A 14337-nucleotide genomic window follows, 5' to 3' on the forward strand; every position below is an offset into this window, starting at 1 on the left:
ATATGAAAAAAGGAATATACAATGCTACAAAACAAGTAGAACAAATAATCATTTTCTCAAAAAATGTTCTGGGTAAAGGCAGGTGACATCATGTGGAGAATGTGCCCTTATTACAAGTGAAGAAAATGAGTAAGGCGTTTTCGAATCAACTTGTGCTAAAGGAAGTGAACTTACAAGTAGAGCATGGTGATATATACGCTTTAGTTGGTGGAAATGGCGCCGGGAAATCGACATTAATGAAAATATTAACGGGGTTATATTCGTATGATAGTGGAGAAATGTATGTGAAAGGAAAGAGACAGCAGTTTGCAAATCCAAAAGAAGCACACCAAGAAGGGATTTATTTAATACCACAAGAACCGCTCATTTTTCCTCATATGACCATTGAAGAAAATATATGTATTGGATTAGAGGGGAATAGAAAGAAACTAAAAGTAAAAGTTCAGCAATTAATTAACAGTTTAAGTTGGGATATTGATCTTAATGAACAGGGAGGATCGTTATCCATTGCGCAGCAACAGTTAGTAGAAATCATTAGAGGATTAATACGAGACGCTGAGATTCTTATTTTAGATGAGCCAACATCGACATTAACAACTCATGAAATTAAGAGTCTTTTTGTGCTGATGAAAAGCTTGCAAGAAAAAGGAATTGGGATGATTTATATTACGCATCGTTTTCCAGAAATCTTTGAAATTGCAAACAAAGTAGCAATACTACGTGATGGAATGGTTGTAAGCCAAGGTGATGTATGTGACTATACATATGACATGCTGATGGAAGGACTATTGCCAAAAGGATATAAACAGAAAGAGAAAATAGAAGTAGTTCAAGAGACAGCAAAGACGAAAAAAATATTAGAAGTGGTTGATATAAATGGTCACGCATTCGAAAATATATCATTCACTGTACATGCGGGAGAGGTTGTAGGTGTTGCTGGCATTATAGGATCTGGCAGAACGGAATTAGCAGAAGCGATATTTGGATTGAAAACTATAAAATCAGGGTCTATCTTATTAGATGGAAAATCAATTGATACGTGTTCTTTGCATAAAAGGCTAGACGAAGGACTAGTTTATGTGCCAGAGGATAGGGCGAGGAATGGAATTTTCTCAATTGCTTCTGTTAAAGAAAATATTGCAGCAGCAAGTTTACAGCAAAATAATCGCTTTTTTATAAATCAAGAAAAAGAAAGCGCTTTAGTTAATTTGTTTATAGAACAGTTCCGAATTGTTGTACAGAATATGAATGAAGAACTCGCATCTTTATCGGGAGGAAATCAGCAAAAAGTTGTACTTGCGAAGTATCTCGCATGTAATCCGAAAATTATTATTCTTGATGAACCGACTCGCGGAATTGATGTGAAAGCAAGGCTTGAAGTGTATGAGACGATAGAAAAAATGAAAAAGGAAGGACTTGCAATTTTATTAATCTCTTCAGATGTTGAAGAAATTGTTCAATTAGTAAACCGTGTATATGTAATGAGAAATGGACGATTTGTTTCTCATATGGAAAAAGAACAACTGAGTGTGAATGAAGTTACACGCCTTGCAAACGGAGGTGTAGTGGAATGAAACATATGTTAAAAATGCATGAAACGTCTATCATACTGTTACTACTAATTTATATAGCTATTGTAGGAATGATAAACCCTAGTTTTATTCAATTTAACTCGTTATCTTTACTGATGAAATCTAGCGTTATTTTAGTCGTGCTAGCAATTGGCCAATCGTTCGTCTTATTTACGAAAAATATAGATGTATCAGTTGGTTCAAGCATGGGGTTAAGTGCAGCAGTTTGCGGAATGATGTTAACGAATGGGGATAGTGCATTCTTGTCGATATTTGTAGCTATTATACTTGGGGCCATTATCGGTTTCGTAAATGGTATTGGAGTTGCGAAGTTTCGGGTACCAGCCATTATTATGACATTAGGCATGTTAGGAATTGTTAGAGGTGCAATGTTAATTTTCACAGGCGGGAAGTGGATTGAAGATATTCCAAACGATTTTAAGCAGCTGTCATCTATCATCATTCTTGGTTTACCTATAACTGTATGGTTCGTTTTTATTATTTTACTACTACTATACTTCTTTTTAAGAAAAGTGCCATTGGGAAGATACTTTTATGCAGTAGGTGATAATGAAGATGGCGCGAGGCTTATTGGTATACCTGTTAATAAAGTGAAGATATATGCGTTTATGATTTCAGGCATAAGCGCTGCGCTCGCTGGTTGCATATTTGTTATGAATATCGGGTTCGTCCCAAATCAAACAGGTACAGGATTAGAATTACAAGTAATCGCAGCCGCTGTACTAGGAGGAATTCATTTAAAAGGAGGAACAGGTTCTATATTTGGAGCTGCATTAGGAGCGTTATTTTTAGAAACAATAAGCAGCTCACTCGTCTTTTTAAAAATACCAGCATTTTGGAATAATGCCATTTCAGGCTTTTTATTATTACTCATCATCATATTAGATAGTGTTATGAAAAAGTGGAAGGCAAAAAGGAGGATGAATCTATGAAGTATTTATATAGATGGGAAGGGGTTCTAATTGTATTACTTCTTATAGAATTCATCCTTTTTAGTTTTATAAATAGTGATTTCTTAAATATTAGTAATCTCCTTTTTAGTACAAATGATTTCCTATTTATCGCAATTGCGGCGATACCAATGACTTTCGTTATTGTAACAGGAGGAATTGATGTATCGGTCGGATCAATAATGGGGCTCACTTCGATCTTGATTGGTGTACTTTGGATGAACGGAATACCTATTTTGTTTGCTGTCATAATCGCCCTAATAATTAGTTGTTTAGCAGGAGCTTTAAATGGACTCATTATAAAAATGACAGATGTAGAACCACTAGTCGTTACACTCGGAACGATGTTTTTATACGGAGGAATTGCGCTTGTCATTTCAGGAGGGGCGGGTGCTTCTGGATATGAAGGGATAAGCGGTTTACCTGATACTTATGTAAAACTAGCAAATGGTAGTTTTATAGGAATACCCAATTTATTATGGTTACTTATTTCATTAACAATTGTATACACAATTTTGTTTCACCGAACGATATATGGACGCTACGTAAAATTAACAGGTGCGAATGAAAATACAGCAAAATACACCGGGATTAAGACGAAGAAAGTAGTAATCATTGCTTACATACTTTCTGGGTTAGGAGGTGGATTAGGGGGAGTTTTCTTAACTGCATATTTCGGTTCTGCACGTGCTGATATAGGAAGTGAAACAATATTACCAATCATTACAGCAGTCGTATTAGGCGGGACACTTATTACAGGTGGAAAAGGAAGTATTTTCGGTACTGTACTTGCAAGTATTTTTATAGGCCTTATGCAATATGGCCTACAAATGACAGGCTTAACAAATGAACAATCAAATGTCGTAATAGGTATTATCCTTATTCTTTCAGTTATTATGAGACATTTCAAATTACATCAATTTTTAGCGGGGAAAAGACAGAGTTGGCATAAGGGGGAAATGTCATGAAGAGAAAACTAGGGATTGTATTGATTGTATGTATTTGTTTAATAGGTTTAATCGCTTGTTCTAGTCAAACGGCAGATAAGAAAAAAGCGGATGATGTGAAATTTGCATTTATCCCGAAATTAACTGGAGTTGGCTTCTTTACATCGGGCGGTGAAGGAGCAAAGGAGATGGGAGATAAGCTAGGCGTACAAGTGAAATATGATGGGCCGTCTGAAGCGAGTGTATCAGGGCAAGTAAAGTATATAAATAATTTTATTAACCAAAATTATGATGCACTTATGGTTTCCTCTACATCAGTTGATGGTTTATCGCAATCATTGCAACGTGCTAAGAAAAAAGGAATGACTGTCTTAACGTGGGATTCTGATGTGAATCCCAAAGACCGTTCTTTTTATATAAGTCAAGGGACACCAGACCAACTTGCTAACTTATTAATTGAAATGACTTCCAAGCAAATTGGAGATAAAGGGAAAGTAGCGTTCTTTTATTCTAGTCCAACAGTAACGGATCAAAACCAATGGGTAACGAAAGCGAAAGAAATTATTAAAAAGAAATATCCGAACTGGGAAATTGTAACGACGCAGTACGGTGAAAATAATGCACAAAAATCTTTATCCGTAGGGGAGAACATATTAAAAACGTATCCAGATATTAACGCAGTTATTTGTCCAGATGCAACAGCACTCCCAGCCATGGCGCAAGCAGCTGAAAACTTAAAAATGGATAAAAAAGTAGTGGTAACTGGATTTTCTACACCGAACGTTATGCGTGATTATGTAAAACGAGGAACAGTACAACAATTCGGATTATGGGATGTCAAACAGCAAGGTGCGTTGGCAACTTATGTAGCAAATGAGATTGTTGTAAAAGGAAAGAAGTTAAAAGTAGGGGATAGCTTTGAAGTAAAAGGAATCGGAAAAGTGAAAGTAGAGCCAAACTCCATTCAAGGATATGATTATGAGGCAGAAGGAAACGGAATTATCGTATTGCCAGAACGAGTTGTATTTACGAAAGATAATATTGATAAGTATAATTTTTAGTAGACAAAAAAAACGTCCGAATATATCGGACGTTTTTTTTATTTCTTCATTAATTATGAACAGTTTCTTTTTCGTTTAATCCAAGTGTACGACCAGTCGAAGTGTGAAGATCTTGGAACAATCTTGGATTTTCAGTTAGTGAAATGCCATATGAAGGAATCATTTCTTTTATTTTTTCTTCCCATTCTACCATGCGGCTTGGGAAACATTTTTCTAATACTTCAAGCATGACGTGAACAGCAGTAGAAGCACCTGGTGATGCACCTAGTAATGCGGCGATTGAGCCGTCAGCTGCACTTACTACTTCTGTACCAAATTGAAGTGTTCCTTTACCGCCAGCATCAGTATCTTTAATTACTTGTACACGTTGTCCAGCAACTACAATATCCCAATCTTCACTTTTCGCGTTCGGAATGAATTCGCGTAATTCTTCCATACGTTTTTCGTGCGATAACATAACTTGCTGAATTAAGTATTTTGTAAGTCCCATTTCTTTTACACCAGCAGCTAACATCGTTAAGACGTTATTCGGTTTTACAGAACCGATTAAGTCAAGATTTGAACCAGTTTTTAAGAATTTAGGTGAAAAGCCTGCGAATGGTCCAAACAGTAAAGCTTTTTTATTGTCTATATATCTCGTATCTAGATGAGGTACAGACATTGGCGGAGCGCCAACTTTAGCTTTACCGTACACTTTCGCATGATGCTGCTCTACAACTTTTTGGTTTTTACATACCATAAATAGTCCACTTACCGGGAATCCACCGATATGCTTTGATTCAGGGATACCAGTCTTTTGAAGTAGAGGTAGACTACCGCCACCGCCGCCAATAAAGACGAATTTAGCAGTATGATGCTCAATTTTACCACTATTCATATCGTGTACTTTCACGTCCCACAAACCATTTTTCGTGCGCTTAATATTTTCAACACTATGCTTGTAGTTTAGCTCGACATTTTTTGTTTTTAAGTAATCAAACAACATACGTGTTAATGCACCGAAGTTAACATCTGTTCCAGAGTCAATCTTCGTTGCGGCCATCGATTCATTAGATGTGCGGCCTTCCATAATGAGTGGAAGCCATTTTTTTAATGTTTCAGGAGCATCGGAAAATTCCATACCTTGAAACAGTGGATTTTTTGAAAGCGCTTCAAAACGGTTTTTTAGAAACTCAACATTTTTTTCCCCTTGTACTAAACTCATATGAGGTAGTGGCATAATAAAATCTTGTGGATTACGAATTAATTTGCTCTTTACAAGATATGCCCAAAATTGTCTTGAAAGCTGGAATTGCTCATTCACTTTTACAGCCTTACTAATATCTATAGATCCGTCAGGTTTTTCGGAAGTATAGTTCAGTTCGCATAGCGCAGAATGCCCTGTACCTGCATTATTCCATTCGTTAGAGCTTTCTTCCCCGGCACTTGCGAGTTTTTCAAAAACTTTAATTTCCCATTCTGGTGCTAATTCTTTTAGTAATGAGCCTAACGTTGCACTCATAATTCCTGCACCAATTAAGATAACGTCTGTTTTTTGCTGCATGTTGCTCATGATAATCTCTCCATCCCCTATATTGGCAAAAAAGTGTAGGTGTTTTCTATGTCTAAGCCGTAAAAGAGAAACACCGCCTAGGCCCCACCTAGGTGTATACCTTTTTTGTCTCAATTATATAACCATCTCATACTCTATTATAATAATTAATAGACTAAAATATCTAGTGTTATCTGATAATTTTAAACTATTTAACGTTTTATTCGCTAAAAATCTTATTTAACAAGCTCTTTTAAGGTAATAAATAGAAAAAAATTACAGTTTGAAATTATCTCGAAAAAGCTTACGTATCCTTAAGTGACTAAATCGAGTACCTTTTTATGGGATTATTCTTTCTGTAATGGTAAGATTATTCTGAAAAATAAAAAGGAGGGACTCTAATGTGTACAAAAGAACAAATTTCAAACTTATTTCGAAACTTTTCAATAAAGGAATGTAAAGGGTCAAGTGATTTATATGAATATTTATCAATGAAAATTGCTGAAGATGAGGAAGTACTTACACTATCGTCCTGTGCTCAGGTAGGTCAACCAGTCCCAAACTTACTATTAGGTGCAGTACATTATTTATTGTTAGCAGGGAAAGAACATCATTTAAAAACGTATTATAGTAGTTTAGTTGAAAATGCCGATACAAATTTAAATAAAGCTTTTGATCATTTTAAAGATTTCTGTAAAGAGTACCGAGAAGAAATCATTACATTGTTACAAACGAAACTCGTTCAAACGAATGAAGTAAGACGGTGTGCATACTTATACCCAAGTTTCTGCTACATATTTAACAAAGTGAAGAAGCCGTTAGCGTTAATTGAAATTGGGACAAGTTCTGGGTTGCAACTGTTCTGGGACCAATATAGTTATTCGTACGGGACGGATGAAATGTACGGAAATATAAATTCAAATGTGCATGTAACTTCTGAAATAAGAGGGGAGAATGTACCGCATTTTCTAAAAGAAGGCCCATCTGTCGTAGAAAGAATCGGACTGGACTTACATGTGAATGATTTACATAATGAGGAAGATTATTTATGGTTACGTGCTTTAATTTGGCCAGAACATAAAGAAAGGCTTGAGATGTTTGATCAAGCTGCATCTTTAGTAAAAAATGAATCTGTCCAATTCATAGAAGGAGACGGTGTAGAGCTATTATCATCTATTATTGAACAAATAAGTGAAGAAGCTGTTATTTGTATTTTCCATACACACGTCGCAAATCAAATACCAGAACAAGTAAAACATAAGTTAGAAAAACAAATACAAGAAATTGGCGCAAAACGTGATGTATTCCACCTTTATAACAACATGTGGGATCGTGACCTTCATATTGATTATTATATTAACGGAAACGAATATCGTGAAACGGTTGGAGAAACAGAAGGGCATGGGAAATGGTTTAGCTGGAAGATTGGAAATGAGACGCCTATTTAGATTAATAGGGGCGCCCTCACTTGTAAAAGGTGGGGCCATAGGCTCAATCATGGACTAAATGGTTAAGGAAATAAATTTATTAGTAACATACAAAAAATGCTTCGGAGAAATCCTAAGCATTTTTTGAATTACATTTAAACCCCATAATGGATCATGTACTTCTGTTCTGCTGCGGCTTGTACAATTTTTGAAGCTAACTCATTCAGCTCATCATATTTTCTGAAGAACTTTGAAGATGTAACTGTTTCATAGAAAATTGCTAATGATTCAGGCGGGATAATTGTAATACCGTAATGAGCTAAACCGTGTTCTTGATTTTTGACTGTATGAAAGTAGGTTTTCATAATTGATAAATTTCGATTTAAGCTACTGATAATATCATCATCAACAGAAATACAATGATATTTCTCTGGTGTATAATCTTCGTAATTTTTTTGAGAAGTAAAATCGTCAATTATTCCAAAATCATGGACACATGCCATCATTATCATCCTTTCAGCTTTAATAAAGTGAGTTCTATTAAAGTAAAATGGTCATTCGTTTAAGTGTAATAGAAATAGTTATGTAGTTCATAAAATATCTTCGGTTCTTCTTCGTGAAGACAGTTTATTTATCGATAAACTCATCGGGAGCCCAAGTGGCGATTTCATTCCCAGGTGCAGCGACTACAAGCCATTGCTCACATAGAACACCAGATTGCCAACATTCATAATAATCATGAAAACCATTTACAAAAATAATTTGTCCACTCTCTAATGTAATAATTAAATGAGGGCTTTCTAAGCCGAGTCGTATATCGGTAACTTTTTGTCTTCTTATCTTAAATATTCTTTCATATTCTTCTTCCTCAGAATAAACTTCAAATTCATCTTCATTTAATGGGTATCTTTTTTGAGGTTTATTAAATAAACACCATTTGGATTCGATATTGATATATAATTGTCCGTCATAATCAACTGAGTCGTGAAAGTTTGTGAAATGAATCTTTATAGCGGCTGGAGAAATACCAAATTGTAATCCATCAACTTGTGATCCGATGAATAGATTTTCCAACACTTTTTCAGCGTAAATTTTATCCTCTTGATTCATTCTTGAAATCCTCCTTTTCTTAAAAATATACCTTATATTTTTATTGTAATAAATAAATTTTCATGTAAAATGAACCTTTTGTGAAAAACGAGCGAATATAGTGTGAAAGATTACGAGAGGGGAACGAAACTTTGGATGAAGTACAATTAAAAGAATGGCTATATAAAAGAAAGTATGTTGCCCAAAAAAGAGTTTGAGAAAGTGTTACTTTGGATTGTTGAATAGATATTTAGCAAAAAAAGTAACTAATAATTATATTATGTAAACTTAGTTTATAAAACACCCATTTAAAAAATGGATGTTTTATATTTTGATATATTAGGTGGAATATATAGTTTAAAAAAGCGGAATACTTTGCGGAAAGTTAAAGACATTTTTCGGATCATATTTTGCTTTTACTTCCATTAATCGGTCAAAGTTGCAACTGAAGTATGCATCTGGCCAATTTTTAATGGATAGGTCAGGAGTATTAACATAGACACCTTTTGTAAATGGAAGCATTGCCAAACGGAAGTCTTCAACCCATCGAATACTTCCGCCAGCACCTTCTGGTTGCTCCCAAGTAGCGAATATTGACATGTTTGATAGTGCTTTTCGGTAAAAGTAAGCAGTCGCCTCATTTGGCACCTCAGCAACAGCACCGCCTAATCCGTGGAAAAATACGGAGGTGGTGGAAAAGGGAGGTGCATTATTAATAAAGTGATCGATAATGGATAGTCCTTCTTCTGGTAATAGTTCATATACATATGGACCAACACTTTTAAATGGTAAAGGTGTTGCAGGTTGCTTCTCAGCTATTTTCGCTGCTGCTTCTGCCCATGGTATTTCTTCGATAGTTACTTGCAGTGGTGAACCGGCTTCTAGTAACGGCTGTAGTAGCGACTGCAATTCTTGTACAGAACCGAGAAATACACCTTGCATTAATAATGATGGTTCTAATCCTGCAGACATAAAAAGAGTAGTTGTAAGTCGTTTATTAGCGCAAGGTAGCGTATATTCTTGCCAAGAGGTTAATACAGGTTTTAAATCTGATATCCCCCAGCTTATTTCTGCAAATCCTACCGTATTAATTTTATGTGTTCGAAACTTAAACGAAGTACATATTCCAAAGTTACCACCACCAGCACCGCGCGAAGCCCAATAGAGATCGGAGTTACACTTGGCGTTAGCGCGTATTATACAACCATTCGCGTCTACCATTTCTAATTCAAGTAAATGATCGAGAGTTAATCCAAACGGACGAGAGAGAATACTATGTCCGCCACCTAAAGTAACACCTGCAATCCCGGGAGTAGGACAAACACCACTCGGCACAACTAATCCTTCAGCTGCAAGTGTTTCAATTAAAGAAATATTTCTCCATCCAGTCCCGATAGTTACAGTTCCATTATTGTGATCTATTTCTAATTGCTTCATTTCACTTACATCAATTACAAGACCAGCATTACTGACGGATAATGCCTCATAATTATGACGTCCAGAGCGCATGCGTATAGGAACGTTATGTAGCCTTGACCAGCGAACAGCGTTTACTACATCCTGCGTATTTTGAGCAAAAATAATGATTAACGGAAATTTGTTGAAGAATGTATTGAATTCTTCACGCGCTGAATTATAATCAGGATCATTAGGTGTAACGATACGACCAGTAAGTTCAATTTTTTGATTATTCATTTCAGTCATCTCTCCTTGACGTGAAATATTTATAATGTGGAAATACAGAACATAAAGAAGAACTGACAATACTTTATAAGTAAATGAATAAAGGAAAAGGATTATTCCAATAAAGAAAAAGGCAGTGCTACTTAAGTAGCACTGCCTTTTTGTAATTATATGTATGTGCTCAAAATTTCCCCAGGTAATCCATCAATCTCACAAACTTTCTCCGATGTAAAACCTACGCTTAGTAAAATTTTGCGAGAAGGGATATTATTTGGATCGATCATTGCTTTTAGTACGTTTACATCTGTTTGCTTCACTATTAAAGCTAGATGTTAATTTTTGATTATGTACGTACATACAATGTGTAATTAAGTGAATGATTAACATAGTAATTACAGAAAAGGGTGAATGAAGCATATGAATCAATTTGAGCAAATGATGTACGTTGGTATCATCATGTCTATTGTACTATCCGTAATGATTTTAGGGTCCTTATATTATAATCCTCGACTTTCATTAACTGATTATCCAAAAGATATTCAAAAAGTAGTTTTTCCAAAATCGATTCATGAAAAAAAGCAAACCATTTACTTTAATATTGTATACAATGCTATTCTTTTCGGTTGTCCTTTCGTTTCTACATATATATTACATAAGCATGAAAAATTATTGTATATTGATGCTTATTTACACACTTTTGGTATTTTAATGATTTTCAATTTAGTAGATTTACTTATAATTGATTGGCTAATTTTTTGCTGGATTACTCCAAGGTTTGTTGTGATTCCTAGTACGGCAGGTATGAAAGGATATAAAGATTATAAGTTTCATTTAAGAGGGGCTATAGTCGCTACTCAAATTTTAGCAATCGTAAGTTTATTTTTGGCGGGAATTGCTACAACTATTTAGTGTGAAGAAGGGCATGGAGCTTTTATAAAAGATAAGGAGATTTATAATATATAGAATTAGAAATGAGAATTTGATAGTATTGGAGTAAGGAGTTTTAATAACAGTATATTAAACAATATTAATATACTGTTGCAAATGTTTTGATATTATGTAAGATTATACAATTTTACGAAGGCATTTGGTAAAATTCAAAAAAATTTAATGGAGGCTAATATGAAAAAAGTAATTGGCGCAGCAACAGCAACTGTTTTTGGATTGGGGGCGTTTACCACAACTGCTACCGCAGAAACAATTGTAACAGCAGATGTACTTAACGTACGTGAAAAACCGACTACAGAATCAAAAGTGGTCGAAAAAGTAAAGAATGGGCAAGAGTTAAAAGTCATAAATACCGAAGATGGCTGGTCAAAAATTGAATTGAACGGTAAAGAAGTGTTTGTAAGTTCGGAGTTTACAAAAGATGTGTATCATGTAACGGCGAATTTGTTAAATGTACGTACTGAAGCAAACACGGATTCAGAAATTCTTGGCAGACTAAAAAAAGATGATGTAATTGAATCAACGCATCAAGTAAAAGACGGATGGCTGCAATTTGAGTATAAAGGAAAAACTGCTTATGCAAACGTTTCTTTCCTATCAAGTACAGCACCAACTGAAAAGAAAACTGAAGAGAAAACGAAGCAAGTAGCGAAAGTACAAAAATCAGTTAAAGAAAAGAAAGAAGTAAAGACGCAGAAAGTAGCAAAAGCGAAAGAAACAACGAAAGCACAAGAAATAGTAAAGCCTAAAGAAGAGTTAAAAGTCAAAGAAGAAGTAAAAGTTAAAAAAGAAGAGAAAGCACAAGAAATAGTAAAGCCTAAAGAAGAGTTAAAAGTCAAAGAAGAAGTAAAAGTTAAAGAAGAACCGAAAGTGCAAGAAATAGTAAAGCCTAAAGAAGAAGCAAAAGTCAAAGAAGAAGTAAAAGCGCAAGAAATAGTAAAGCCTAAAGAAGAGGTAAAAGTCAAAGAAGAACCGAAAGCGCAAGAAATAGTAAAGCCTAAAGAAGAGGCAAAAGTCAAAGAAGAACCGAAAGCGCAAGAAATAGTAAAAGCTAAAGAAGAAGAAAAAGCAAGAGAAATAGCAAAAGCTAAAGAAGAAGAGAAGGCAAGAGAAATAGCAAAAGCTAAAGAAGAAGAGAAGGCAAGAGAAATAGCAAAAGCTAAAGAAGAAGAGAAGGCAAGAGAAATAGCAAAAGCTAAAGAAGAAGAGAAGGCAAGAGAAATAGCAAAAGCAAAAGCTAAAGAAGAAGAAAAAGCAAGAGAAATAGCAAAAGCTAAAGAAGAAGAGAGAGCGAAAGAAGTATCACAAAACAATATACAGTCTGCTAAACGTGAATTAACGGTAGTAGCGACAGCGTATACTGCTGATCCAAGTGAAAATGGTACATATGGTGGACGCGTTTTAACTGCGATGGGGCATGATTTAACGGCAAATCCGAATATGAGAATTATCGCAGTTGACCCGAAAATAATCCCATTAGGATCTAAAGTATGGGTAGAAGGTTATGGAGAAGCTATCGCTGGTGATACTGGAAGCGCAATTAAAGGTAATCGTATTGATGTATTAATGGGGTCAAAAAGTAAAGCTATGAATTGGGGAAGAAAAACTGTTAAAGTAAAAATTTTATAGTAACTATAATGATCCAAATAGAAGTCAGTTCTCTTTATTGAGGCTGGCTTTTATTTTTTTAGTGGAAGTATAATAGGATTTTTAAATGACTTATTAATAAACCTGTAATAAAACATAAAAATTGTCTCATGTTTAGAAAAACTATTAAGAATGAGGTAAGGAAGTAGAACAGAAGGTTATTGAGAAGTAGAGAAGAATAGTATGTTGAAAACGAAGGGTTAACGTATAATGAAATATATAAATCGGATCAAATCGTTTACTAAACACTTTCACTCATAATAGTGTAATTAAGTTCAAAGGATAGGTGTATTTCATGAAAGAAGTAAGAGAATATATTGAAACAAAGAAACAAGGTGTATTGGAGTTGCAAATAAAAGAAACGGAAGAAAAGCTAGGTGCTGCTTTCCCAAATCAATATAGGGATCTTATTAAATTAGTTAATAATGCTGAAATAGGGGAATGGATACTATATCCGATTAAAGATAATAGAAATGTAACGAAAACTTGGGATGATATTGTTAGACAAAACATTGACATGAGAGATGAGTCTATACCAGAAAATCTTATCATAATTGGTGACGATGGTTCAGGGGATAAATTGTGCTTTAAAATAAATAATGGAAAAATGGATGATAAAATATATATTTGGTATCACGCGGATGACGAAATGGAAGAAATATCTCCGAGTTTAAAAGAATTTATTATGGAAACTATTCAGGAAGACGATGTTTTTTAGTCTTAATTATTATCATTTTGTGAATCATTCTTATAAAAGGCGAGGATAGAATATGACAATAGAATTATATGGCGCACATTGTAATGAGCGGAAAGGGTATAGAGTAATTGAAGGAAGAGGTTCATATAATCATTACTTTGGCGGTCAAGATTGTAATTTGCCAGTATGTAAGTTATGCGGTGAGAAGATGCATCAAATTCTCTGTTTTGATTTAAAAGATGGGAGACTTGCTGAACTTAAAAGTAATGAACTAAATATTTTACCATTCGTTTCATGCTTGAACTGCGCGATGGTGTGGGAACCGCAATATTTTCAGTTAAGTGATGGAGGTAAAACAGTTCAAATCATAAAGCAGCAAAATACAGAAGAATGGATAATGGAAGAGGAAGATAAGTTACCAGTTTCATTACCAAAAACAACGGTAAAGCTTATAAATATGAAAAATGAAGATATACCTACAGATGAAGATAGTTACTGGGAAGCTTTTGACTTGTTCGGTTCTGAATATGTATGTAGATTATTAGGGGCACCATTATATGCGGATCTTCCAGAGCATTTGGCGTGTCCAACTTGTTCTAAAGAGATGAAGTATGTTGCTACAATTACTCAAGATATTGAGGAACGTGGACTTATTTCAGTAGTTGATTTCCAGTTTGGGGAAATGAATATATACTATTATTTATGTATAGATTGTTTAATTATAAAAACTGAAATACAAAATACATAACAAGCCTAACATAATAT

At 34.6% G+C, this 14337-nt stretch carries 13 protein-coding genes and 1 pseudogene; 9 read left to right on the forward strand and 5 right to left on the reverse strand.

The genetic code is table 11. The features are described 5' to 3' along the window. Nucleotides 1-92: 92 nt before the first annotated feature. The 4 genes from JFU02_RS00880 to lsrB are packed head-to-tail and all read left to right on the forward strand — an operon-like array spanning nt 93 to nt 4550. Complete coding sequence (locus JFU02_RS00880; protein WP_201069436.1) at nt 93-1574, forward strand: ATP-binding cassette domain-containing protein; 1482 nt, start codon at nt 93-95, stop codon at nt 1572-1574. Continuing rightward, nucleotides 1571-2524, forward strand: coding sequence for an ABC transporter permease subunit (locus JFU02_RS00885; protein ID WP_097946223.1), 954 nt, complete (start codon nt 1571-1573; stop codon nt 2522-2524). Before JFU02_RS00880 ends, JFU02_RS00885 begins: the two co-directional genes overlap by 4 nt. Continuing rightward, nucleotides 2521-3510, forward strand: coding sequence for an ABC transporter permease (locus JFU02_RS00890; RefSeq protein ID WP_139213292.1), 990 nt, complete (start codon nt 2521-2523; stop codon nt 3508-3510). The genes JFU02_RS00885 and JFU02_RS00890 overlap by 4 nt, the downstream gene beginning before the upstream one ends. After that, complete coding sequence (lsrB, locus tag JFU02_RS00895; protein ID WP_000823652.1) at nt 3507-4550, forward strand: autoinducer 2 ABC transporter substrate-binding protein LsrB; 1044 nt, start codon at nt 3507-3509, stop codon at nt 4548-4550. The genes JFU02_RS00890 and lsrB overlap by 4 nt, the downstream gene beginning before the upstream one ends. Before the next feature lie 49 nt (nt 4551-4599). On the opposite strand, the gene JFU02_RS00900 is transcribed toward lsrB, so the two are convergent. After that, a complete protein-coding gene (locus JFU02_RS00900) occupies nt 4600-6102 on the reverse strand; it encodes a malate:quinone oxidoreductase (RefSeq protein ID WP_023522282.1) in 1503 nt (500 codons plus the stop codon). 380 nt (nt 6103-6482) lie between these two features. Between JFU02_RS00900 and JFU02_RS00905 the strand changes: the two genes are divergently transcribed. Further along, on the forward strand, nt 6483-7529 hold the full coding sequence (locus JFU02_RS00905; protein WP_090977735.1) for a DUF2332 domain-containing protein: 1047 nt from the start codon (nt 6483-6485) through the stop codon (nt 7527-7529). A gap of 134 nt (nt 7530-7663) precedes the next feature. Here JFU02_RS00905 and JFU02_RS00910 read toward each other — a convergent pair whose 3' ends face one another. From JFU02_RS00910 to JFU02_RS00925, 4 genes and pseudogenes are all read right to left on the reverse strand, one after another. Then, a complete protein-coding gene (locus JFU02_RS00910) occupies nt 7664-8014 on the reverse strand; it encodes a hypothetical protein (RefSeq protein WP_003270899.1) in 351 nt (116 codons plus the stop codon). Between the two features lie 121 nt (nt 8015-8135). After that, complete coding sequence (locus JFU02_RS00915) at nt 8136-8618, reverse strand: hypothetical protein (RefSeq protein WP_016512655.1); 483 nt, start codon at nt 8616-8618, stop codon at nt 8136-8138. Between the two features lie 336 nt (nt 8619-8954). Next, nucleotides 8955-10292: an FAD-binding oxidoreductase gene (locus JFU02_RS00920; RefSeq protein ID WP_016512656.1), complete on the reverse strand. Its 1338-nt coding sequence runs from the start codon at nt 10290-10292 to the stop codon at nt 8955-8957. Nucleotides 10293-10447: 155 nt separating this feature from the next. Then, nucleotides 10448-10600 (reverse strand): annotated as a pseudogene (locus JFU02_RS00925) (GNAT family N-acetyltransferase); the annotation flags it as partial. 97 nt (nt 10601-10697) lie between these two features. Here JFU02_RS00925 and JFU02_RS00930 point away from each other — a divergent pair. The 4 genes from JFU02_RS00930 (at nt 10698) to JFU02_RS00945 (ending at nt 14320) form a co-directional block, all read left to right on the forward strand. Next, nucleotides 10698-11189, forward strand: coding sequence for a hypothetical protein (locus tag JFU02_RS00930; protein ID WP_016512657.1), 492 nt, complete (start codon nt 10698-10700; stop codon nt 11187-11189). 213 nt (nt 11190-11402) lie between these two features. After that, on the forward strand, nt 11403-12857 hold the full coding sequence (gene entB, locus JFU02_RS00935; RefSeq protein WP_242488006.1) for a cell wall-binding protein EntB: 1455 nt from the start codon (nt 11403-11405) through the stop codon (nt 12855-12857). A 313-nt stretch (nt 12858-13170) separates the two neighbouring features. Then, entirely contained in the window at nt 13171-13593 is a 423-nt protein-coding gene (locus tag JFU02_RS00940) for an SMI1/KNR4 family protein (protein WP_000665935.1), read from the forward strand. A gap of 52 nt (nt 13594-13645) precedes the next feature. Then, entirely contained in the window at nt 13646-14320 is a 675-nt protein-coding gene (locus tag JFU02_RS00945; RefSeq protein ID WP_201069438.1) for a hypothetical protein, read from the forward strand. Nucleotides 14321-14337: the final 17 nt, after the last annotated feature.

It is taken from the genome of Bacillus sp. TH13, assembly GCF_016651175.1.
GTDB lineage: Bacteria > Bacillota > Bacilli > Bacillales > Bacillaceae_G > Bacillus_A > Bacillus_A thuringiensis_S.